Source organism: Aquirufa sp. (assembly GCF_044342065.1).
GTDB lineage: Bacteria > Bacteroidota > Bacteroidia > Cytophagales > Spirosomataceae > Aquirufa.
On record NZ_JBIIQN010000026.1, the window covers coordinates 1 to 23425 of the forward strand.

The 23425-nt window shown below is 44.2% G+C and carries 17 protein-coding genes; 10 read left to right on the forward strand and 7 right to left on the reverse strand.

The window, feature by feature from the left end; translation table 11 throughout:
- From ACIQZ2_RS09150 to ACIQZ2_RS09180, 7 genes are all read left to right on the forward strand, one after another.
- Nucleotides 1–471 (forward strand): sodium-dependent bicarbonate transport family permease (locus tag ACIQZ2_RS09150; protein ID WP_395768551.1); only part of this gene is annotated, 471 nt, incomplete at its 5' end.
- Nucleotides 464–1312, forward strand: a complete 849-nt coding sequence (locus ACIQZ2_RS09155; RefSeq protein ID WP_395768552.1) for a DUF6671 family protein — start codon at nucleotides 464–466, stop codon at nucleotides 1310–1312. The genes ACIQZ2_RS09150 and ACIQZ2_RS09155, both read left to right, overlap by 8 nt.
- Nucleotides 1313–1317: 5 nt before the next feature.
- Nucleotides 1318–2268, forward strand: coding sequence for an L-threonylcarbamoyladenylate synthase (locus ACIQZ2_RS09160; RefSeq protein ID WP_395768553.1), 951 nt, complete (start codon nucleotides 1318–1320; stop codon nucleotides 2266–2268).
- A complete protein-coding gene (locus ACIQZ2_RS09165) occupies nucleotides 2265–3605 on the forward strand; it encodes a dihydroorotase (protein WP_395768554.1) in 1341 nt (446 codons plus the stop codon). Before ACIQZ2_RS09160 ends, ACIQZ2_RS09165 begins: the two co-directional genes overlap by 4 nt.
- A 7-nt stretch (nucleotides 3606–3612) precedes the next feature.
- Nucleotides 3613–4230 carry a dethiobiotin synthase gene (gene bioD / locus ACIQZ2_RS09170; RefSeq protein ID WP_395768555.1) on the forward strand — a complete coding sequence of 206 codons (618 nt, stop codon included), beginning with the start codon at nucleotides 3613–3615 and terminating at the stop codon, nucleotides 4228–4230.
- A 154-nt stretch (nucleotides 4231–4384) separates the two neighbouring features.
- Nucleotides 4385–6004: a sodium/solute symporter gene (locus ACIQZ2_RS09175; protein ID WP_395768556.1), complete on the forward strand. Its 1620-nt coding sequence runs from the start codon at nucleotides 4385–4387 to the stop codon at nucleotides 6002–6004.
- An 8-nt stretch (nucleotides 6005–6012) separates the two neighbouring features.
- Entirely contained in the window at nucleotides 6013–6840 is an 828-nt protein-coding gene (locus ACIQZ2_RS09180) for an inositol oxygenase family protein (protein ID WP_395768557.1), read from the forward strand.
- A gap of 59 nt (nucleotides 6841–6899) precedes the next feature.
- On the opposite strand, the gene ACIQZ2_RS09185 is transcribed toward ACIQZ2_RS09180, so the two are convergent.
- Together ACIQZ2_RS09185 and ACIQZ2_RS09190 are read right to left on the reverse strand one after the other, a co-directional pair.
- Entirely contained in the window at nucleotides 6900–9323 is a 2424-nt protein-coding gene (locus tag ACIQZ2_RS09185) for a TonB-dependent receptor domain-containing protein (protein ID WP_395768558.1), read from the reverse strand.
- A gap of 289 nt (nucleotides 9324–9612) precedes the next feature.
- Nucleotides 9613–10950: a PhoPQ-activated pathogenicity-related family protein gene (locus tag ACIQZ2_RS09190; RefSeq protein ID WP_395768559.1), complete on the reverse strand. Its 1338-nt coding sequence runs from the start codon at nucleotides 10948–10950 to the stop codon at nucleotides 9613–9615.
- A 177-nt stretch (nucleotides 10951–11127) separates the two neighbouring features.
- Between ACIQZ2_RS09190 and ACIQZ2_RS09195 the strand changes: the two genes are divergently transcribed.
- From ACIQZ2_RS09195 to ACIQZ2_RS09205, 3 genes are read left to right on the forward strand one after another with little or no spacing between them, the layout of a single operon-like run.
- A complete protein-coding gene (locus ACIQZ2_RS09195) occupies nucleotides 11128–13797 on the forward strand; it encodes a c-type cytochrome (RefSeq protein ID WP_395768560.1) in 2670 nt (889 codons plus the stop codon).
- Between the two features lie 2 nt (nucleotides 13798–13799).
- Nucleotides 13800–14129, forward strand: a complete 330-nt coding sequence (locus ACIQZ2_RS09200; protein ID WP_395768561.1) for a hypothetical protein — start codon at nucleotides 13800–13802, stop codon at nucleotides 14127–14129.
- A 22-nt stretch (nucleotides 14130–14151) separates the two neighbouring features.
- Nucleotides 14152–15000: a LamG domain-containing protein gene (locus ACIQZ2_RS09205; RefSeq protein ID WP_395768562.1), complete on the forward strand. Its 849-nt coding sequence runs from the start codon at nucleotides 14152–14154 to the stop codon at nucleotides 14998–15000.
- A gap of 1 nt (nucleotide 15001) precedes the next feature.
- On the opposite strand, the gene ACIQZ2_RS09210 is transcribed toward ACIQZ2_RS09205, so the two are convergent.
- From ACIQZ2_RS09210 to ACIQZ2_RS09230, 5 genes are read right to left on the reverse strand one after another with little or no spacing between them, the layout of a single operon-like run.
- Entirely contained in the window at nucleotides 15002–17101 is a 2100-nt protein-coding gene (locus ACIQZ2_RS09210; RefSeq protein ID WP_395768563.1) for a c-type cytochrome domain-containing protein, read from the reverse strand.
- Nucleotides 17101–18552: a DUF1501 domain-containing protein gene (locus ACIQZ2_RS09215; protein WP_395768564.1), complete on the reverse strand. Its 1452-nt coding sequence runs from the start codon at nucleotides 18550–18552 to the stop codon at nucleotides 17101–17103. Before ACIQZ2_RS09215 ends, ACIQZ2_RS09210 begins: the two co-directional genes overlap by 1 nt.
- A 1-nt stretch (nucleotide 18553) precedes the next feature.
- Nucleotides 18554–20872, reverse strand: a complete 2319-nt coding sequence (locus ACIQZ2_RS09220) for a PSD1 and planctomycete cytochrome C domain-containing protein (RefSeq protein ID WP_395768565.1) — start codon at nucleotides 20870–20872, stop codon at nucleotides 18554–18556.
- Nucleotides 20873–20929: 57 nt separating this feature from the next.
- Nucleotides 20930–22363: a c-type cytochrome domain-containing protein gene (locus tag ACIQZ2_RS09225; protein ID WP_395768566.1), complete on the reverse strand. Its 1434-nt coding sequence runs from the start codon at nucleotides 22361–22363 to the stop codon at nucleotides 20930–20932.
- Nucleotides 22364–23425, reverse strand: a complete 1062-nt coding sequence (locus tag ACIQZ2_RS09230; RefSeq protein ID WP_395768567.1) for a 6-bladed beta-propeller — start codon at nucleotides 23423–23425, stop codon at nucleotides 22364–22366.

Genomic DNA, 23425 nt, shown 5'->3' on the forward strand with positions numbered 1-23425 from the left:
TCTGCCTTGAAGCATTCCTTAACCAACGGAAGCGTGTTAATGATTTTCGGAAGCCTACTCATTGGTTTCATTTCAGACTCTAATCAATCTGAGGGTATTAAACACTTTACTTCAGATATTTTTAAAGGATTTTTGGCTATCTATTTATTGGATATGGGTATGGTAGCCGCTAGTCGATTTGCTGCATTCAAAAAACAAGGGGCATTTTTAATCTGTTTTGCTATTTTAGTCCCTTTATTCAACGGTGTTTTTACATCTTATATTAGTCAGTTTGTGACGACAAATGAGGCCAATCGACTCATTTTTGCTATCTTAGCGGCGAGTGCGTCGTACATTGCTGTGCCTGCAGCCATGCGCCTTGTTGCCCCGAAAGCTGATCCTGGTATTTTTATTCCCATGGCTCTTGGTGTAACGTTCCCATTTAATATTACCATAGGAATGCCCCTTTTCTTACAAGTAATTCATGGATAAAGGATTGTTTTCAGGGCGTCGTATCGCAATTGCTACAAAACATGCCAAAGAGCAGGTTATCGCCCCGCATCTCATGCAGGAGTTGGGATTGATTTGTTTGGTTCCTGATGAGTTAGACACGGATCAATTGGGTACCTTTTCCGGCGAGGTAGAAAGAATTGATAGCCCGCTTGAAACCGCTAGGAAGAAATGCCACATGGCCATGGATATTACCTCGACAGATTTGGCAATTGCCTCAGAGGGATCTTTTGGAGCTCATCCCAGTATTCCATTTGTTCATGGGCATGAGGAAATGTTACTCCTGATCGATAGTAAAAATCAATGGGAATTTCTCGTAAGAAAGCTGGAGACTCGAACCAATTATGCTCACATTGATGTAAGTTCACTGGACCAATTAGATGCTTTTTTAGCTCAATCAAAATTTCCCAGTCATGGCTTAATAGTTAAGAAAAATGCGACTGATGCAACAGAATGTGTCAAAGGGCTTCATGATGAATTTGTGTTGCGCAAAACGGTTGAAGATTTTCTTCAACGATTTAAACAATGCCACATTGAAACGGACATGCGTGCTATGCACAACCCTACTAGGATGGGGGTGATTAATGATTTGACTGAAGAACTTCTTCAGCAAATTAAAACGCCTTGTCCCCAATGTAGCACACCAGGATTTCGAGTTACCGCATTTGAAAGAGGACTTCCTTGTGCTTGCTGTGATATGCCCACTCATAGTATAATGACTGAGATTTATTCTTGTCAATCTTGTTTATATTTGGAGAAAAGGCCTCCGAGTCGGGCTTTGTTAAAAGAAGACCCCATGTATTGTTTCCATTGTAACCCATAATTAAGATGATTACCTCTGACCTATCAATTATTCGTGAACGCTTAATACAAGGAGACCTTATTGGCTTGCCTACTGAAACCGTCTATGGTTTGGCGGCTAATGTTTTCAATTCAAATGCTGTATCTGCTATATTTGAGACTAAAAACAGACCTACCTCAAACCCACTTATTGTACATGTTGCTTCACTTAGTCATGCCCGAGCCTTGGTGAATCACTTTCCAGAAAAAGCAGAACAATTAGCACAAGTATTTTGGCCAGGACCCTTGACACTGATTTTACCAAAGAATAAGTCGGTAAGCCAACTAGTCACGGCAAATCAACCGAATGTCGCCATCCGTGTTCCGAACCACCCTACGACCTTGAGTTTATTGAATCAATTGGATTTTCCCTTAGTTGCGCCAAGCGCCAATCCATTTAATCGAATCAGCCCAACCACAGCGGAACATGTGGATGGATATTTTCCTTCGATTTATACCTTAGACGGAGGTGCATGTAAAGCAGGGGTTGAATCAACTATTGTGGGATTTGAAGGTGATGAGGTCGTTTTACTTCGCCATGGCGCCATTTCAATTGAAGCTATTGAAGCGCAAGTAGGTCGCATATTAAACCGTACTTCACCGTCGGCTGATGCAACGCTTCCAGGCCAACATAAAAAACATTATGCTCCTTCATGTGAATTGATTGTAACCTATGAACCTTTGTTTATGTTGAGCGCGGTTAAGCATAAAAAAATAGGGATACTTTGGTATAAAGCTGTAAAGATTAAAAGCCTCCAAGTAGATGTAAATCTTGTTTTATCACCCACAGGGGATCTTGAAATTGCCGCTAAAAACCTTTTTGCTACTTTACATACCATGGACCGGATGGGCCTTGATTTAATTATTGTCGAACGACTTCCTGCCCATGATTTGGGCGTTACAATAAATGATCGTTTAGATCGCGCAGCAACCAAATGAAAAAATACCTAATTACCAACGCCCTCATCGTAAACGAAGGGCAAACAATTCAAGCAGATGTACTTGTTTCTGGTGAAAGAATCGAACGAATTGCACCTTGGATTTCAGAGCCAAACGCTGCAGTCATCGACCTCCATGGGAATCACCTTATTCCTGGAATGATTGACGATCAAGTACACTTTCGTGACCCAGGCTTAACTTACAAGGCAGATATTCAGAGTGAATCTAGAGCTGCTGTTGCTGGGGGAATTACCTCCTTTATGGATATGCCCAACACCATTCCCAATACACTCACTCGAGATTTATTGGAAGAAAAATACCAGTTGGCCGCTCAAAAATCCTTGGCAAATTATTCCTTTTTTATGGGTGTCACCGCTGCCAACTTAGAGGAAGCACTACGCGTTGACAATGAAAGCGTTTGTGGTATTACCGATGATGGGCTTTACCTTGAAAAACAAGAAATTCTTGCCAACAATCCTGAATACCTTGAAAAATTATTTGCCCGAGCCGAAACATTAGTTGCCTTACATAGTGAGGATGATTCCATCATTCGGAGGAATTTAACTCATTTTCAAGAAAAATATGGCGAAAATATTCCTGTGGAATTTCATCCTGCTATTCGAACGAGTGAAGCTTGTGAAGTAGCTACAAAACGCGTCTTATCGATTCAAAAAAAATACAATAATCGCTTGCATTTTTTTCATATTTCGACCGGTGCGGAAGCAAAATTGTTTAGCCCTGGACCGATTACCGAGAAACGAGTGACTGCGGAGGCATGTATTCATCATTTATGTTTTTCAGATGCCGATTATGCATCGCTAGGAAGTAAAATCATGTGGAACCCATCGGTAAAGTCAGAGGCAGACCGGTTGGAATTATTGAAAGCATTGGAAGATGGGCGGATTGACCTTATTGCCACTGACCATGCTCCGCATAGTCTAGAAGAAAAGAACGGGAATTACCTGCAAATTAAATCAGGGGCACCCCTGGTACAACATGCTTTATTAATGCTTTTCGAGCTTGTTGGCCGCGGCGAACTATCCCTTACTACTTTGGTTGATAAAACCAGCCACCGCGTGGCCGATTGCTACCGAATGGTAGATCGCGGCTACATTCGAGAAGGGTATTTTGCTGACCTTGTCGAAGTAGCTTCTTCGAAGCCTTGGACGGCAAGTACGGAATCCCTTCATTATAAATGTGGATGGGCCCCCGTAGTAGGACGGACCTTCCAGCATGAAATTAAACGAACTTTCGTGAGTGGTTTGCTTTGTTATCAAGATGGGCAATTCATGACGGAGAAAACAGGGAAAAGATTAAAATTCGCCAAAATTAGATAAATAGATTATGCAGTTTTTTATCACAGGAATAGGAACAGAAATTGGGAAGACCGTCGTTTCTTCTATTTTAACAGAATACCTTCAAGCGGATTATTGGAAGCCGGTACAGTCAGGGGATTTGCATTGGACCGATACGATGAAAGTGCAATCGTTAATTTCCAACGAGAAATCTTTCTTTCATCCCGAACGTCATCGGCTAAATGCTCCGCTTTCTCCGCATGCCTCGGCAGCCTTGGATGGAGTTCAAATCCAGCTTTCGGATTTTACTTTACCCCAAACGTCTAATCATTTAATTGTTGAGGGTGCAGGTGGACTCATGGTTCCATTAAATGATCAAGATTTGATGTTGGACCTAATCCACCAACTAAAAATCCCCGTTATCCTAGTCTCAAGGAATTATTTAGGCAGCATCAATCACACAATCCTTTCGATTGAGGCTTTAAAGCATCGAAAAATTCCCATTGCCGGCATCGTAATTAATGGAGAACCCAATCCGGCAACGGAGTCATTCATTGAAAATTACAGCCAATTACCTGTATTGTTTCGAGTAGGGCACATGACGGATGTAGACCAGAATGCCATCTCTCAATTTGTCCAACAACTTAATCCGAATTTATTCAGTTGATTATCGCGTTCATGTTTAATACAGATTATGAGGGAGAAACAAGCGAGTCTCACCTTATCTTCAAAGAATAGATTGATCAATTAAATATTTTCGTTTAAAAACCATATTTAATTGAATTTCCGTAAGTTTGAAAAACGAGGACCTATTCAAATCTATGAAACAATTACAAACGCTTGACTACGTTGTATTCCTACTTTATTTCGTTTCTGTTACGAGTTATGGGTATTGGATTTACCAGCGCAAAAAGAAAGCGGAAGTTTCTACCAAAGACTTTTTTCTCGCGGAGGGCTCCCTCACTTGGTGGGCCATTGGGGCATCACTTTTAGCTTCTAATATATCAGCCGAACACTTCATTGGGATGTCGGGTTCTGGATTTGCCATTGGCTTAGCCATCTCATCTTATGAATGGATGTCGGCTGCGGCATTAGTCATCGTGGCCGTGTTCTTTATTCCCATCTTCTTGAAGAATAAGATTTATACCATGCCGCAGTTTTTGGCACAACGTTATAACAACACGGTGGCGACCATCATGGCGGTTTTTTGGTTATTGCTTTACGTATTTGTCAACCTGACTTCTATTCTATATTTGGGGGCTTTGGCGATTGAAAGCATTACGTCGATTCCCTTTTTATATGCAATGATTGGCTTAGCCATCTTTGCCATTTTTATTACGTTGGGAGGGATGAAGGTGATCGGATATACCGATTTTATTCAGGTAATCGTCCTCATTGTTGGCGGTTTAGTGGTAACGTATTTGGCCCTTGATAAAGTCTCGGATCACTTTAATAGCGGAGGCGTTTTTGGCGGATTAATGGAATTGCGGACGCAGGCCGACGACCATTTTCACATGATTTTTTCTGAAGGGGATAAGTATTACGATGCACTCCCAGGCTTTGCGATTTTGTTTGGAGGAATGTGGATCAACAACTTGAACTATTGGGGATGTAATCAGTATATAGTCCAAAGGACCTTGGGCGCTGATTTGCCTACCGCACGTTCAGGTATTTTGTTTGCCGCATTTTTAAAGTTATTGATGCCGCTGATTTGTGTGATTCCGGGTATTGCGATGTATGTATTATACCAAAATGGTTTATACCAAAACGAGATGTCCTTGGCTGGCGTGGTAAAGCCGGATCATTCTTATCCGACGCTGATGAACCTCCTTCCTGCCGGTTTAAAAGGACTTTCTTTTGCGGCATTAACGGCTGCAATCGTTGCTTCGTTAGCCGGGAAAAGCAATAGTATTTCGACCATTTTCAGCTTGGATATTTACAAAAAATCTTTGAATCCAAATGCCTCTGAAGCCCAAACGGTATGGGTTGGTCGGATTGCGATTTGGGTATCTTTTGGAATTGCGTTGTTGATTGCGCCGCAATTACGCCAGCTTGAACAAGCCTATCAATTCATTCAAGAGTATTCTAATTACCTAACGCCAGGGGCTTTTGCCTTGTTCTCTTTGGGATTATTTTGGAAACGGACAACTTCCACTGCCGCGATTGTAGCAGCAGTAGCGTCCATTCCATTGGTGGTTTTATTCAAGAATTTGCATACATTTATCGGCGGAAATCCAATCCCATTTTTACATGTAACCTCCTGGGTATATGTGATTTTGGTGGCCTTGATGGTCTTGATTTCTTTGGCAGATCGTTCCAGTGTGAATAACCCGAAAGGGCTGGAAGTGGAACGAGCCGACTTTAAAGTCAGCAGCCAATTTGCCATTATATCAATTTTAATTATGGGCATACTAGCGGCCCTTTATACGGTGTTTTATTAATTTGCAGCATGGAAATTACAACAAAAGAAAAAGCTGAATTTCGGAATTACGAACAAGGGGATATTACGGCAGCAGTAAAAGAGCATTATCGTAAAATGCGTTCACGTCAGACTTATGAGTACGTGTTACGTATGAAGAAAAAATATTTAACCTTTGATCATCCCATGGATTTATGGGAAATGATGGAGCGATTGAATGTCTTGGTGGACGTTTCTGATCCAGATTTAAACCTACCGAACATCATTCACTTGTTGCAATCAGCAGAGGGCTTACGCGCTGAAGGTCGCCCGGATTGGATGCAATTAGTTGGCTTAATTCACGACCTGGGCAAGGCCATGTACTTGTTTGGTTCCGATGAAGACGGAACATCTCAAGCGGAGCAATGGGGCTTAGTTGGCGATGTTTTTGTCGTAGGTTGCAAGCTTCCTGATTCGTGTGTTTACCCCGAATTTAATGCCCTGAATCCCGACATGCAAGACAGTCGGTATAACACGGAATTAGGAGTTTACGAGGCTGGTTGTGGTTTGGATAATTTGCATTTGGCTTGGGGACATGATGAGTATTTGTACCAAGTATTAACGAACCATGCAGATAATAAAATTCCGGAAGCAGGGATGGCGATGATTCGCTATCACTCGTTTTATCCATGGCATTCGGGCGGTAGCTACCGCCAGTTTATGACCGCCAAAGATGAGCAATATTTGGAATGGATTCATGATTTCAACAAATATGATTTATATACTAAATCGCCGGTCGTGCCCGTTTATGAAGAGTTAAAATCGTATTACATGCCGATTGCCGAGAAGTATTTAGGCAAGGGTCCGATTTATTGGTAATATGCCGCTTACAATAGGAAATGGCATCACGTAGGAATAAAACCACGTGATGCCATTTTTTATTTGATAAACTTTAGATTTAGTCCCACATACCATGTGCGACCATCAGCAGGTAAAATTCCCGGGCCTGGATAGCCTCCTGACCTTCTCGTAAAATAGCGCGTATCCGTTATATTATTTACACCAAACTTCAGTTGGGCGTATTTTTTAAATTTAAAACTTCCCGATATATCTTGAACCTGATATCCTGGGATAAGGCCTGTTGTTGCAGCAGCGTTTGGCGTTATGGTGTTGCTCGCATCGGCGAAGGCTTGGCCGATGTCGCTGATTTGCCAACTGACCGATAGGCCTTTTTTGGAATAGGTAATTCCATAGCGATTGATTTTGTCCGGGGCATTTTCTACGTGCTTGCCAGCTAGGTTTCCTTCGACAATTTTGCCATTAATGACCGAAGTGGTTTTGAAGTTCAAATAACGTGCGCGAATGGCTGCTATTGACGCAAATACGGAAATGTTTCCAAAGCGTTGATGCTTTAGCCAAGCGGTGGTGGGACTAAATTCAATATACGCCTCGGCCCCTTTTGAAACGGAATGGCCTAGATTTGTGCGGTATTGAAAAATTCTCCCATCGCTGGCTTGTTGTGAAATGGTACCTACGCGGTTTGCATAGTCAAGGTAAAAATAATCGATATCAAAAGTCAGGTAATTCCCAACCTCACCTCGGTATCCGATGTCAAAGTTATAGCCTTTTGCATCTGATAAATTGGGATCAATGACATCCGTAGTCGCAGGGGGCAGTAGGTCTGATGACAAGACAGGGCGATAGGCCTGCGCAATATTACTGTACAATTTCGTATTTGGACTAAGTTTATATTCAGCACCTGCACCAAATAAAACAAAGGATCTACCTCGACTTTCCGGCGTAACAGCAATCGGTTGACCTGCGGCGCTCAACCCTGATTGGCCTTCCATGCGCGTGTCAATTTTTTCTAACCGCGCGCCAAATGTTAAAGCTAAGGTTTCAGTTGGCCGTAAAATGGTTTCGGCAAATGTAGCATAATTGCTATTTGTGAATAATAAGTCTCGATTATATAAGCCTTGTATGGATAAATCGAGGTCATTATTTGACGTTCCGATTCCCACTAACTTTCGCTGCATTTCACCATGAAAGTATCGGAGACCTGAAGCAACGGTATTCTTCCATGAGCCGATGCGATAGTCAAGTAAGTAGCGCATTTCGGCACCATTGGTTTGGTATAGATCACGGTCTACTTGGCGATTTCCTTTAGGATCAACTTCCGTGATGGCTCTCATAAATCCAACGGAATTTCGCTCAGCGGTGGTTCCAAAGTACTTCATGCTAAGCTTTGAGTTTGTATTGATGATATAGTCAGCAGTAAGGGCATAAATAAACCATGGAGTACTAAACCAGTTACGCGCCCGCTTGCTTTGTTGGGAATTTTGGGCAAATTCCGTATCCGTTAAGCCCCCGGCTTGTTGGCTTACTGCCTGCATGTAGGTCAATTGTGCCCCAACTTTTAGTTTGTTGGATATAGCATAGGAAATCTCGCCATGTGTATGATCCGTGTTGAATTGGGAGTTTTGGCGCCACCCATTACCTTGTCTTTTTTGATAGTAAGCCGTGTAGGACAGTCGGCCTGACGTACCTCCCACATAATTGAAAGAACTGAATAGCCCATTATTTCCAGTGGTATTTTGGCTTTCTACGACTAGTTTCGTTGACAGATCTGGTTTACGTAAGATGAAATTCATTAACCCACCAAATTGCGGACCATATTGTAAGGAACTTGCCCCGCGAATGATTTCGATTCGATCAACAACTTCCATAGGTGGGGTATAATAGGCTTCTGGGTAGCCCATGGGATCTGGTGTGATATCGTAACCATCCATGCGGACATTAAATTCCCATGAGCGATTTGGCGAAAGCCCCCTAGAGGCCACCCCTAGTTGAATGCCTGATCCATCATTTTCCCACACGGAGATTCCGGGCGTTCGTGAGAAAATTTGACGCGAGTTATTCATAGCTAAATTCGCCTGAAGGTTGTCAAGTACAATAACCTCATTTTTCTTCCCAGCGGTGATGGTAAAATCGTTTACTTGAGGTAAAAATGTATTGCCTTTAATACCTGATTGCGCAAAGACAGAGACACCTTGTAGTTCGGTTACATCGCTTAGGCTAAAGTTAACTTCGCGTTGTTCACCTTCTTTGATTACAACTTCTTGTATGCTCGGTTTATAGCCTACAAAGCTGACCTTAACTGTATATTGACCTGCCTTTAAGCCTTTCAGGATATAATAGCCTTTCCCATTCGTTTCAACCCCTCTAACTGTTCCTACAAGTACCACGGAAGCTCCAGGGAGTGCCTCTTTTGATTCTGTTGAAACTTGTCCTAAAATAGAACCCAATTGCCCAAGAGATGGGAAATAAAGCAGTATTGCGAGCGCTAATAGTGGATTTTTCATGTAAATTTTATTTAGACTAATTTTAAATAGTGCACAAATGTAAGTAGGCCGAAGCAATTGTGCAACACTATTTAGAATTAATTTAAATAATATTTCTCAAGGGAATTTGTGTATCCTTACGATTAAGTAATTGATATTTGAAAGGGAGATTTTGAAATATGTCCCGTAATAAATGGGCTTATTTACCATTTTATTTAATGGCATTTAAGTGTGCTGAATTCATAGGTTAGAATCAACTTGCGACCACTGAACAGCTTGTAATTTTGGGGCAAAATCTTGCCCCAAAAACTTACAATACTTTTTCGGTATCCGTTGTAAATAGCCGCGTGCTGACGGTATAGGTTCCTCCGTTCGGGTCCTTATATTTTAAATCCATGTAAAAAGCTTGGTATCCTTTTTTCACAAACGGAATCGTATACTTGACCGTTGACCCCTCATATTTTACCCGACGCGTTAACCATAAATTATTTCTGAAATCCCGATCTGCCGAAGTCGTCGCCCAAATAGCGGCCTCCACTAAATCGTTCGGATTTGCCTGAACTGCGAGCTCAAATCCCTCTGCGGTTTTATTCACAGCCCAGGTACTCACCGGATATTCTTTATTCTGAAGCGTTAAGCCAAAGAACGCACTTAGTCCTTCCAATGCCTGTTTTCCTCCAGCCAAATCATGTCCCGCATTCGGCACATAGTGGATTAAATTTTTACCAGGTATTTGATCGAAATAATGTTTGATCGCATCAGCTGTCCAGTAAGGGTCGTTCGTTCCCACAAATATCATCTTCGGAACGGTTAGTTTTTCCTTATACGAATATGGATCAATCATCGCCGTGATCGCTTTTCCATCCGGACTGGAGGTGCTTTGCGGGATGCCTATTTTGACATAATCTTCAATTTGATCACTGTATTCGCCATAGGTCTCAAATTGGTAGCTGAGTGTTTTGGGCATGTTCAACATGTCAATCACCATGGGGCCAATGGCCTTCACCCGCTTATCGTCGATTGCGCTCGAAAGCCAAGTTGTCCATCCGCGTTTCGAAGCGCCAGCAATTACAAAATTGGCTACTTTATGCTTTGATTTTTGTGCGACAAATTCCTGAACAGCATCCATGCAGCGCACTGCGGATTTCACCATCGGGAAGAGCAGTGGCCACGTGTAATCTTTATCTTTTCGGAACTCATTGAGGGTATGCGTAATTAGCTCATCTTCTGTTTTGCCATCATAAAGCGGCTGGTTTGGAACTTGTTTAATTAAAGCAACCACCGCTTTATTCTTGGATGCGATGGCATTTAAGATGGGCCATAATTTATCTTCTTTACTCCAGTTTGGTTGCTCATCTTTATTGCTTCCGCCCGTGATGAAAAGCAGGGCGCCATCATATTGAACAGTCGATGGAACGATAATCGTAAGCTGATGTCTCCACATAATTCCGCGCCATTTTTGGGAGGTCAATAATACCTGATAGGCTTTCGCACTACCAATATTGGCCGAATCTTTTAGCTCCCACGTATAGTTTTGGTCGCTATTCGATAAGTAACTTTTTAGCGCATTTTCAGGTTTGATTTTGGATTGTGAAAATCCAAGAAAGGGAATCAAAAGCAGGAGGATTCCAAGGTGTAAGTTCTTCATTGGGAATTAAATAGGTTTCGGTAAATATATAGAAATTTATCTTGCAACGATATGTCTGTCAAGCCTTTATAGGGATGTATCCTGATTTCTGTGCGTGGGTAAGCGAATTTTAAGGCTAGTTTTTGTACATTTATTTTTACGAATCGGCCAAGTAAATAGGCCGACAAACCTGATCCTATGAAACGAACGCGTACCTATTTCGGGGCAGTAATCCTTTTCCTATTACTCGCCAGCACAAGTTATCAGCTCATATTTCGTATAGAACCAGCACATGTGGAAGGTACAAATTCCAAAGTAGATAAAATTCGGCTTCAGCCCGGATTTAAGTTGGAGCATCTGATTAGCCCCTCCGATGCGCAAATTGGCTCTTGGGTTTCCATGACTTTCGATGACCGTGGCCGATTAATCTGTTCTGATCAATATGGAGGCCTTTTTCGAGTGACCGTACCTGCCCTAGGATCAACAAGCAAACCGCAAGTAGAAAAATTGAAAGTTGGCAAAGGCACTGATACTTTGGGTATTGGGAATGCACATGGCTTGCTTTATGCATTTCGAAGCCTATATGTGATGGTGAACGCCCGCGTCAAACCTAATTCAGGTATGCGCGGAAGTGGTCTTTACCGCTTACAAGATTTGGATGGCGACGACCAATTTGACAAAATTACCTTGCTCAAAGAATTCAAAGGGGACGGCGAACACGGACCGCACAGCATTATTTTGTCGCCAGATAAAAAATCCATTTTTTTAATCTCGGGTAATCACACGGATGTCCCTCCGATGGATGCCTATCGATTACCAAATAACTGGCAGGAAGACAATATTTTTCCATTGATCAAAGATCCGCGTGGACATGCGAATGACCGCTATGCACCGGGTGGCTGGATCGCCAATATTGATCCAGAAGGCAAGAAATGGGAACTTGTTAGCGCGGGATATCGCAATGCTTTTGACATCGCTTTCAATGAAACGGGAGATCTTTTTGTGTATGACGCGGATATGGAATGGGACTTTGGTTTACCTTGGTATCGCCCTACGCGTATCTGCCATGCGACCAGTGGAAGTGAGTTTGGTTGGAGAACTGGAAATAGCAAATGGTCGCCTACCTACCCAGATAATTTGCCGCCTGTTTTGAACATTGGCCAAGGGTCTCCCACGAACCTCGTATCGTTGCAGGATTCAAAATTCCCCGCCAAATACCGCCAATCCCTATTAGCATTTGACTGGACTTTTGGAATCGCACACGTCATTAAATTAAAACCTGCTGGGTCTACTTTTACGGCCGACCGCGAAGAGTTCTTCTCCGGAATTCCATTGCCCCTAACGGATGGGGTTGTAGGACCTGACGGGGCTTTGTATTTTTTGACAGGCGGTCGCCGACTTGAATCTGATTTGTACCGTGTTTCGTATGTGGGTCCCGCGGAAACCACTAAATCGGTAGTCGCTACTCCCAATTCTTTAAATCAGTTAAGACGTCAAATTGAACAGTTTCACCAAGGGCCTGATCCGCGTGCCGTATCTTTTGTTTGGCCATATTTGAAACATCCGGATCGATTTATTCGCTATGCGGCTCGACTTGCTTTGGAACACCAACCCGCCCAAACGTGGAAGGATAAAGCCTACCAAGAAAAGGATCCCGTCACAGCTACCCAAGCACTGGTTGGCCTGATCCGACAAAGCAAGCCTGAATTTAAAACGGCAATTTATGGGGCGCTTTTGGCGATCAATCATCGCTCATTTTCGCAGGCACAGCTGCTTGATTTATTTCGAGCATATGAATTAGCGATGTTGCGTTTGGGTATGCCTGACGACAAAATTTCAGCTCAAATTATCGCGCAATTTGATGCCCGATTTCCAGCAAATAACATGAATCTGGACAGAGCGTTGAGTCGACTTTTAATTCCACTCGAAGCACCCAAGGTGATTGAGCGTACCTTGAAAATCATGCAGACCAAAGACACGGCGAGTGCGACGGCCTACCGGGTGGAGTCGGCTACGTCTTCTGCTGATTTGATTATGCGGAATCCTGAATATGGAACGGACATCGCGAAGATGTTGGAGAAGATGCCTCCGGCCCAACAAACCTACATGGCGGTGGTGCTATCTGCGGCACGCAAAAATTGGACGCCCGAATTGCACGCGCAATACTTCTCTTGGTTTAAGAAATCCTTTGAATTTTCAGGGGGTCGTAGCTACGTGGGTTTCATCGACCGCGCAAGGAAGTTGGCCCTTAAGAATGTCCCTGAATCCCAAAAGAATTATTACAATAAACTGGGCGGAGCGGATTTAGTAACGGCAAATGGAAACGATATGGCCTCCATCAACTACCCGAAAGGTCCTGGAAAATCATGGAAATTAGAGGAGGCCGTGGCATTATTGGATGCACCATTGGAAGGCCGAGATTTTGAAAACGGGAAATCTATGTTTGCGGCAACGACCTGTATTCGTTGCCATGCTATCGGGAGTGAAGGTGGTGGAAATATTGGTCCTGATCTATCTAACTTAGGAACTCGATTCTCGAAAAAGGATATGTTGGAAGCCATCATTAACCCCAACAAAACCGTTTCGGATCAATACGCGGCAACGCAATTTATGTTGCGTAATGGCACCTCGGTCATAGGCCGATTAACGAATCAAGATAAAACGGCTTTCTATGTATCCCAAAATCCGTATGCGCCAGATCAGGTCGAAAAGGTTTGGAAGAAAAATGTCATTTCAGCGAAGTATTCTCCCGTTTCAATCATGTTACCAGGGCTGATTAATAGCTTAAATGCAGAAGAATTAAAGGACCTGATGGCATATTTAATGTCCAACGGGAACTCAACAAATGCCATGTTTAAAAAACAATAAGTATGTATATATCACTTACGGGCTTAAAGCCCAACGGCTTCATATCCTATTTACGCTTTTGGGTTTTGGCCATTCCATCTTTCCGACAGGCCCAAACTGCGGAAGGTAATCTGCATTGCGAGGTTAAAAAAATGCATGAATATCAATGCACGATTACGGCTTGGGAGAGTCGCGAACTCATGTTGACGTATTTGCGAAGTGGCGCACACCTTAAAGCCATGAAGGTTTTTAAGCAAATTGCCACAGGACCTACCTATGGTTATGAGTCGGAGACGATTCCTACTTGGGATGAGGCGTATGCCTTACTCACGGAAAAGGGGAAGATGCATTGATGATTAGTTGGCCTATTTACGCATGAATTTAAAAGCAATTATTAGTGTGTTGTGTGTAGGTATTTGGACACAAATATATGCCCAACAACCCAAGCTCGTTTCTAAAATCCTTCATACAAAAAACCTGGTGGCTTTGTGGGACTTTAAAGAATCGGCGGGCCAACCTCGTACGTCTTTGAGGGGTGGTTTTTCACTAAGCGAAATGAATGGAAACATTCCCCGCGCAGAACAGGGGCCATTGAGCGGTTATTCAGCTGTATTTGGGAATGAGGCATATCTCGCCTTAGCGAATGCACACGTAGGTGAACTAAATATCTCCGGTCCAGGTCAAGGAATAACCGTTATCGCTTGGGTTAAATGGACAGGAGAGCAAACCGGTTTTGTAGGCGGCATGTGGAACGAATACCAAGATGGTGGCAAGCGACAATATGGTTTGTTTGTATCGCTACCCCATTACAATGGTAAAAATCAGGTGTGCGGTCATATTTCTACAACAGGAAAACCGACACCCCCATTTCCCTATTCGATTGACTATTCCGCCAGTTCGCAGGAGGTGCCGCCTAATACGTGGACCTGCATTGCATTTAGCTATGATGGCCAATACATCCGCTCCTATGTAAATGGAATATTCATCGCGCGAGAAAAAGAATTGATTTTAAATACCAAAGGTTTTGAGGGTTACCCGACGGGGTTAATCCAGTCAAAAAACCCCTATTATTTTCCAACGGGAATGGGAAACAATGGATCCGATTTCACCGTGGGTGCGGTTTTACTGAAAAGGGGGATGGGCAATTTTTTTAAAGGCCAAATAGGTGGATTGGCTATATTTAATCGCGCACTTAGTTCAAAACAAATTTTACGATTGCAATAATCTAGTAAAACAATAACTCATCCACCCGAAGCCAAGCACCCTTTCCCTTGTTATCCACAAAGGCCGGGAGTCTTTTCAAGCGCTCCGCTTTGATGCGGTAATATTTGGCTGGATTAGCAGGTATGGGGATGTTAATGCCTCGTGCTGAATAACCACTTTTCTCTTTAGGTTGTACCGGCTTTACGCTAGTAATCAAACGCATTTTATCAGGCGATTCTCCACCCCAAACCTCCACCTTCACGGGAGGAAACACATCCGAATCCGTTTTCTCCAAATACGAAAGGGTTACCCCATGAACCGAAGTCGATTTTTCAAACGTCGCGATCACATCTAAGTCGGCCTCTTTAAATCCCAACCACGTAAAATTAGGAACTCCTTTCACCTCGCGTGCTCCGATCACAAAATCCATTAAACTCGATCCGCCTGCGGCTGGATATTTGGGATCAGGTTTGGATAGTAGATCCATGCGCGCTGGGATAAATTGTGATTTGTAGACACGAACGTCGATGGGCTTGCTGGCGCGCCAACCATCCTTTGTGGCCAAGATGCGGACCTTCGCAAAATTCGTGATGGCAATCGACCCTTTTGTTGATGGACTTTGTAAGCTATCGGGTAAGGAATCGTTCAACGTATACCGGAACAACACATCACGTAACGTATGTTTAAACGTAAGTTTTTCACCCGGTTTTAAAATCAAATTTTCATTTACCAAAATCGGCGGATTGATTTGCAAAGTTTCTTCCTTCGGGATATAACCTGCATCAAATGACACTTTTGGAAATTGCTTGCGCAAGGCTGTTAAATCTCCCGCAGAAAGGTTCGTGCTCCACACGTGAATTTGTTTCAATGCCGGCAGTTTGGGTAGAAGCTTGGTTAAGGAGGAACGGCCTGTTTTAGTTCCCGAAATAGCTAATTGCTCTAATGAATTTAATCCTCCCAATTGCTCCAGTCCCGCATCGTCAACCGATGTGAAATTCAGGTTCAATTTTTCAAGATTGACAAACTTGGAAACGAGATTTACATCTGCATTTTTAATGGGCATTTTGGAGAGTTGCAAGCCTACCAATTGCTCACTAACCTGCGCTAAATCTGAAAGGGTTTTAGGATCAAATTTCGCGGCCACATAAAAATCTGCCTGTAATGCCGGGGACTCATTGGCGATTGGATACACCGTACAATAAGGAGTGTTCACAGACGCAAGCGTTGACTCTGACGCAGCAGCAAAATCGTAAACTTTAGTTTCAGCTTTTAGTTCAGCGGGCCGAATCAGCTTCTGAAAATCAGGGCTAAAATCCCCTAACTTCTTTTCAAAGGATGCGCCTTCTTTTACCCATAAAGTCAAGATGGTAATTTCATCCGGCGTCAATTGCGCTTTCCCCAGCGGAGGCATGTGCTCCTTCGCGTTCATGGGTAATTTGATTCGTTGGACCAAATGACTATTCAGCGCATCACCTGCTTTCCAGATTGGGCCATGTTTCCCGCCCTTCATCAGGTTCGCAATGCTGTTCATTTTGAGCGCACCTTTTGTTTTTTGATCATTATGACACGACTCGCATTTGGCTTTTAAAATCGGCTGGACGATGTCTTCAAACACCACACTTTCGGATGTAATTTCTGTGGCCTGTGTACCGAAGCGTAAGTAGTCTTCGCCATGCGTAATACTCGCTCCCGTATGTCCAGCAAAGATTAAGGCAATAAATCCGAGCGCGGCTCCGACGATAAGATTTTTGCGTACTAATACCCAAATAAAATACACAAATGACACGGCGACTCCCGACCACTGATGCCAGTCTAACGCGCTCGTTTCATAGCCTCCATCTTTGGCTAAAAACAAGCCAAAAATGGCCGTTAAGGTTGAAAAGATAGCGGTGATTAGGAGTAAGAATTCCGCTAAAACTTCGAAGGAAGCGAGGTGTTTTTTTATGCCAAAAAGCCCGAGTAACAGTACCCCAAACCCGATAGGCATATGTAAAATCAAGGGATGTAAATGCCCGATTCCCGCGAGGGGTAAAGCGAAGCTTGACTGGAAAATCAAGAGGAAAATGAGGAAGCCTTGAAGACTCCATAAAATCAAATTCCCTATCTTTTCGACCTTCCCCATTACGCGATTAATCCTGGTAAAACATTGCCTGCAATATCCGTTAAGCGGTAACGTCTACCTAAATGTTTGTAGGTCAATTGCTCGTGATTAATGCCCATTAAATGCTGCACCGTCGCATGAAAATCATGAATGTGTACCGGATCTTTCACCACATTATAGCCCAATTCATCTGTCTCGCCATAAACCGTTCCCGCCTTCACGCCACCGCCAGCCATGAAAATACTGTAAGCGCGCGGGTGGTGATCGCGGCCATAGTTGTCAACGGTATATTTTCCTTGGCAATAATTTGTCCGGCCAAATTCGCCGCCCCAAATCACAAGTGTTTCGTCCAACAATCCCCGCTGTTTCAAGTCGGTGATTAAAGCTGCCGATGACCTATCCACATCTTCGGCTTGCATCGCCATTTCTTTGGGCAAGTTGCCATGCGAATCCCAACCTTGGTGATAAATTTGCACGAAACGAACGCCTGATTCGGAGAGTTTCCGCGCCAATAATACGTTGGCCGCATAGGTTCCCGGAACCAAACATTCCGGTCCATACATTTTGATAATATGATCTGGTTCTTTGGATAAATCCGTTAATTCCGGAACCGCCGTTTGCATGCGGTAGGCCATTTCATATTGCTGTACTTTGGCCTCTACTTCCGGGTCTTTGTTTTCCGCAAAGCCTTCATGATTTAACTCGGCGAGTTGGTCGAGCATTCTGCGCCGACCAGCCTTATCGATTCCATCCGAATCATTCAGGTATAAAATTGGATCTTCTGAACTACTGAACACCACACCTTGATGCGTCGAATCTAAAAATCCATTCGTCCAAAGCTTCGAATAAACTCCCTGGCCATTTCCGCGTCCCCGTGAAAGCAACACGCAAAATGCGGGCAAGTTTTTGTTCTCACTTCCTAAGCCATACGACATCCAGGCACCCATGCTTGGGCGATTACCTACCTGGGCTCCCGTTTGTAAAAAGGTCAAAGCCGGATCGTGATTAATCGCATCCGTACTCATCGTGCGAATCACACAAATATCATCTGCAATCGAGCCGATGTGTGGGAATATTTCGCTGATGTAAGTCCCTGATTTCCCGTGTTGTTTGAAATTATAATATGACCCTACCAGCGGGAATTTATCTTGGGATGCCGTCATCCCGGTGAGCCGTTGGGTCCCGCGAATCGAATCCGGCAAATCCTGCCCTGCCATTTTATTCAGCATAGGCTTATAATCAAAACTTTCGTATTGCGAAGGCGCTCCGTTCTGACAGAGGTAAATAACTCGCTTCGCTTTGGGCGCAAAGTGTGCGACGCCTAAGGGTAACGACTGAGCGGAGGCATCACCTTTGAATAAATCGGGTACGAGTAATGAGCCTAAGGCTAATCCGCCTATACCCGCAGCCGCCTGACCAAAGAAATGTCGGCGCGTTATATTCAGTCGATTTTTAAAGAATTCATTTTCCATATTAAACGCGCATGATGGCCTCCTCCATGTTATAGATTAATTGGATCGTCAGCATCATCGCTGCCGTAGATCCCGTAACCGCTGCTTTGTCTTGTTTGTACTCCCCAATCTTCATCAGCTTCTGAACTTTCTTCGGGTTTTGCGTACAAGAAGCCTGCTCTTCTGCATAATATTTTTTCAGCATGGCGAGTTCTTTTTCGTTCGGGGCCCGACAAACAATACGTCTAAACGCCCGCGTTAATTTCTCGTCAATGCTTCCTTTTTCGCGTGAAAATTGGCTTGCCAAAACACGTGAACTTTCCAATACGTGCGGATCATTCATCATCACCAAAGCCTGTAATGGTGTATTCGTTCGACCGCGTTGCACCTCGCATTGATCGCGATTACTTGCATCGAAAATCAACATGGTGGGCGGAGGAACCGTACGTTTGATAAACACATACATCCCGCGGCGATACAAATCTTGGTTGTGATCTTGGATGTAATTCATTAATGAACCCCGACCCGAAGTGGCCACTTCCCACAGGCCTTTAGGCTGGTAGGTCTTCACGCTTGGTCCGCCTATTTCCCCATTTAAAATACCAGCAGATGCCAACACCTGATCTCGAATCTGTTCTGCCGGAATGCGAATCCGCGACATGCGCGATAAATAAATATTTTCCGGGTCAACTTGTTGGGCTGCGGCTGTCACCGTGGAGGCTTGTTGGTACGTGGCCGACATCACCATTTGTTTCACCAAGCGCTTAATGTTCCAACCGTGACTTTGGAAGTCGACGGCCAACCAATCTAATAGTTCTGGGTGGGTAGGCAGTTCGCCTTGCATCCCAAAATCACCGACTGTCTTCACAATGCCTCGACCGAAAATCTGGGCCCACATCCGATTCACAAATACACGGGAAGTGAGAGGATTCTGAGGATCAATGAGCCAACGGGCCAAACCGAGCCTATTCTGCCCAAATTTCGAGGAAGAGTAAGGTAAAATACTTTTAGGAATTCCGACGCCCACTTCGGGTCCCGGCATGTCGTAATTACCGCGTGACAACACATAGGTTGGCCGGCGCTTACTCGAATCCGCCATGACCATCACGTCGACGGAAGCGGTATCTTTTTTGTGAATAAATTTCAAGATGGATTGCACATCCTTGGTAGTAATGGTCATGTTGGGCGGATCCGCGAAGGATGCATCGATGGTTCCAAACAAACCTTTTTCAGGCACCTGGTTGAAGAAAGCGTAAGTGCTGTAATAATCCTTTTGTGAAATAGGATCGTATTTATGATCGTGGCAACGGGCACATTCAAAGGTCAGCGCGAGGAAGGATTTTGAAAAGGTGTTCGTTCGATCATTCACATATTCCACACGGTACTCCTCGTCGATAACCCCGCCTTCTTGCGTAATCTTATGATTGCGATTGAATCCGGTGGCGAGCAACATTTCTTTCGAAGGCCGCGGCATTAAGTCGCCGGCTAATTGCCAAGTAACAAATTTGGCATAGGAATAATTGGAATTAAATGCATGAATTACCCAATCTCGCCATGGCCACATCGTGCGCAGGCCATCATCTTGATATCCGTGGGAGTCTGCGTATCGAGCTAAATCCAACCATTGCACCGACATCTTTTCGCCGTAATGTTTGCTGCTCAGCAACTCATTCACAATCTTTTCGTAGGCTTGCGGGCTGTCATCTTTCAGAAAGCGATCCTGCATATCGAGGCTCGGTGGCAAACCAGTTAGGTCGAGGCAAACACGTTTGAGTAGCTGTTCTTTGCTGGCTTCCGGGCTAGGCTTCAATGATTTCTCCGCCATTTTTGCATACACAAAATAGTCGATCGGATTACGTACCCAGTCCTCATCTGCATCCGGCAAAGTCGATTTCACGGGTTTGATGAAAGCCCAATGCGGCTTGTAAACGGCCCCCTGTTTGATCCATTTTTCGATCAAGTCTATTTCATGTTTTGACACGTTCAAGTGGGAACTTGGCGTAGGCATAAGCAGGGAAGTGTCTTTGGTAATTAGGCGCTGAAAAGCATCGGATGATTCTGGATGGCCTGGAACGATGGCATGCATGGATGGATTATCCTTGAACGCGGCATACGCACCTTCCGGTGTGTCTAAGCGAAGTCCCGCCTTACGCTTGTTGGCATCCGGCCCATGGCACTTAAAACAGCGATCGGAAAAGATGGGACGAATGTGGTAGTTATAATCAATGACATCCGGCATCGCGGTCTCCTGTGCTTGCGTTTCCGTGCAGCGGGTGTAGGTGAAAATACCTCCAACAGCCAGGATTAGGATGAGCCAAGAACGCTTCAGAAAGAAAACCATGTACGGAAATTCTAATTAAGCTGTTAATATACGATTAAATTTTTTCTTTGAAAATTGCTATTTAGCCAGCGTTAATTTTGTGCTGTCTACTTCGAGCGGCCATCGCCCCTTGAACCCGGATTGAATGGCCAGGTCTGGCCTCATTTTCTGGAGCTGACTTACGCCCTTTTCGGTCACCCGAGTTTGCCACAAATAGACACGTTTCAGCGATTTTATGTTGGCGAGATGGGCTAAGCCACGATCGCCGATTGGGGTTCCTACCAAATTCAATGATTCCAAATAGGCCAGGTTTTTCAGGTTATCGAGATCGCTATCAGCAATTTTTGTGTGATTCAAATCGAGTAAAATAAGCAGGGACATCGCTCCGATTTCCTTTAAAAAATCTCCACTCATGCGTGTATTACCTAATTTCAGTCGGATAATCTGCGCTTGAATGGCACGTAAATCCGCCAGTTCTTTGCTCGTTACTTGGGGAGCGTTGATGGCATTTACTTCAATCAAAGCGTGATCTTTTGCGATGGGATTAGCGAGGATTCCATGTGTGCGAATGCGGGCTAGGTCGGACTCATTAGGTGCGTCAACCGATTTTTTAAATACCGGAGATTCACTTGAGGTCTCCCCGTTTGCATAGGAAGCAAGTACAGGTTTTATCTTGTCATCCACAGGAAGTTGCGCTACTTTTTTGGTGAAATCAGCACCATGTTGTACCCACCAATGCAGCAAGGCAATTTCATTATCGGTCAGCGCCGTTTTGCCTTTTGGTGGCATGTGGTGTTCATCACTCGCGTCCAGTAAAAGTCGTTTAATGAGTTCGCTATCGAGGGGTTTTCCCGCGACGAGGATAGGACCATCTTCCCCACCTCGTAAGATAAATTCTGGGGTATCTAAGCGTAGTTTCCCTTTCTGTTTTTGGTCGTTGTGGCAGGAGGTACATTTTTGGGTAAGCACCGGCTTGACAAGCTGGGTATAGACAATCGCCTCAGGTAGGTTGGCAATTTTTTCAACCACGTTATTTTCAACCTCGACTTCTTTCATCCCCAGCATGCTGCGTGCCGAAGCAGGTAAACTTGCGGTCAAATAATCTGACCCGTGCGTTAAATTTCCGCCGTAATGCCCGGTGATTGTCAGGAAACTCAAACTTATGATAAACAGCAAATTGGTCGGACGTCTCGCCAAACCTGCGCGCATCGCAAAGGTTAATCCAGCCGCCAAAACACAGGTAAAAATCCCGAGCCATTGGTGAATTTGCAAGGCGTCCGAATCATATTCGCCGGATTGTGCTAATCCCCAACCCATGGTCGCCGAGAGAATTGAAAACGCGGTGGTCCAGATTAAAATGCGGATAATAATTTCAGGTATATCCGAGGCTTGCTTGGAGAAGAAATGCAAAATCCCAGCAATGAAGAACATGCCGATGGGCAAATGCACCAGCATCGGATGGAAATGTCCCCAAAAAATGAGCCATGACTGGCCTGCCTCCGCGATGATCATCTAGCCAATACGTTCTAATTTGATCGGATAGGTTTTTCCCGAGGCCCACTGCGGCACGTAGATATTTTCATCGGAATCCGCGTACACATCATGTGGATGGATAAACACTTTGTGCTCGTCGTCTTTGACTTGCTTCTGCAAAACGCCATTTTGGTAAACAGGCTCGGATCCACCCGGAGTCGAAACGACCTTCATGTTCTTGTCTAAAATTTGGATGTAACCCGAACCTGCCCAAGAAGCATCCGTGCTACGGAAACAAGCGGCAAGGATGTAGTCGCCATGTAAAACAGGCCGACAAATAAACGAGCCGGGATAGTGATACCGTGTGATGAATTTACCGTCTAAGGTGAATCTTTTCAAGCTGTTATTCACGCGGTCCGTCACTAATAAGGTCCAGTTATTCGGATTGCGTGTGTCCACCAAAACCCCATGGCAGCAATTGAATTTATTATCGTCATACACGGAGGTATAGCCACCAAAATGACGGATGTACTGGCCCTTCGAATTGTATTGAATGATGTAATTGGCACCATATCCATCCGCCACATAGATGTCTCCATTCTTTGGATTCACCGCCGTTTCCGTTGGAACAAATTGGTGTGGATGATCGTATACCCCCGTCTCTTTCGGGTATTCGATTTTGAATATTTCTTTTCCTTTTAGATCGGTTTTAATCACCTGATGGCGGGTATTATCGCAGATCAATAAAAACTGTTCGCCGCCTTCGTTTAAGATGGTTAAGCCGTGCGCGCCTGGATAAGTGTGGCCCCACGAGTCCAGCAATTTGCCTGATTTATCGTAAATAAGGACGTTATTTTTGACTTCGTTGGTGAGCATGAACAGTCGGCCTTTGGCATCTTCCACCATCTCATGGCAGTCATTGACAGGGTTTTTCCCGGCGTCCAAAATTCCCCAATTGGGAACTACTTTGTATTTAAATGAGCCGTGGCCCAAGGTGATTTCACCTACTTTGGGTGCTATTTTTTTCATGGTGTTGGAGGTTAACATGCTGGTACCAAGAAGTACGGAACTGGATTTCAAAAAGTCTCTACGTGAGTTCAT

Bases quoted from the DNA above. Each gene is read 5' to 3' on its own strand.
- ACIQZ2_RS09195 (WP_395768560.1), top strand. From the start codon at position 11,128: ATGAAACGAACGCGTACCTATTTCGGGGCAGTAATCCTTTTCCTATTA.
- ACIQZ2_RS09210 (WP_395768563.1), bottom strand. From the start codon at position 17,101: ATGGGGAAGGTCGAAAAGATAGGGAATTTGATTTTATGGAGTCTTCAA.
- ACIQZ2_RS09185 (WP_395768558.1), bottom strand. From the start codon at position 9,323: ATGAAAAATCCACTATTAGCGCTCGCAATACTGCTTTATTTCCCATCT.
- ACIQZ2_RS09220 (WP_395768565.1), bottom strand. From the start codon at position 20,872: ATGGTTTTCTTTCTGAAGCGTTCTTGGCTCATCCTAATCCTGGCTGTT.
- ACIQZ2_RS09205 (WP_395768562.1), top strand. From the start codon at position 14,152: ATGAATTTAAAAGCAATTATTAGTGTGTTGTGTGTAGGTATTTGGACA.
- ACIQZ2_RS09190 (WP_395768559.1), bottom strand. From the start codon at position 10,950: ATGAAGAACTTACACCTTGGAATCCTCCTGCTTTTGATTCCCTTTCTT.
- ACIQZ2_RS09230 (WP_395768567.1), bottom strand. From the start codon at position 23,425: ATGAACTCACGTAGAGACTTTTTGAAATCCAGTTCCGTACTTCTTGGT.
- bioD (WP_395768555.1), top strand. From the start codon at position 3,613: ATGCAGTTTTTTATCACAGGAATAGGAACAGAAATTGGGAAGACCGTC.
- ACIQZ2_RS09200 (WP_395768561.1), top strand. From the start codon at position 13,800: ATGTATATATCACTTACGGGCTTAAAGCCCAACGGCTTCATATCCTAT.
- ACIQZ2_RS09180 (WP_395768557.1), top strand. From the start codon at position 6,013: ATGGAAATTACAACAAAAGAAAAAGCTGAATTTCGGAATTACGAACAA.
- ACIQZ2_RS09225 (WP_395768566.1), bottom strand. From the start codon at position 22,363: ATGATCATCGCGGAGGCAGGCCAGTCATGGCTCATTTTTTGGGGACAT.
- ACIQZ2_RS09165 (WP_395768554.1), top strand. From the start codon at position 2,265: ATGAAAAAATACCTAATTACCAACGCCCTCATCGTAAACGAAGGGCAA.
- ACIQZ2_RS09160 (WP_395768553.1), top strand. From the start codon at position 1,318: ATGATTACCTCTGACCTATCAATTATTCGTGAACGCTTAATACAAGGA.
- ACIQZ2_RS09155 (WP_395768552.1), top strand. From the start codon at position 464: ATGGATAAAGGATTGTTTTCAGGGCGTCGTATCGCAATTGCTACAAAA.
- ACIQZ2_RS09215 (WP_395768564.1), bottom strand. From the start codon at position 18,552: ATGGAAAATGAATTCTTTAAAAATCGACTGAATATAACGCGCCGACAT.
- ACIQZ2_RS09175 (WP_395768556.1), top strand. From the start codon at position 4,385: ATGAAACAATTACAAACGCTTGACTACGTTGTATTCCTACTTTATTTC.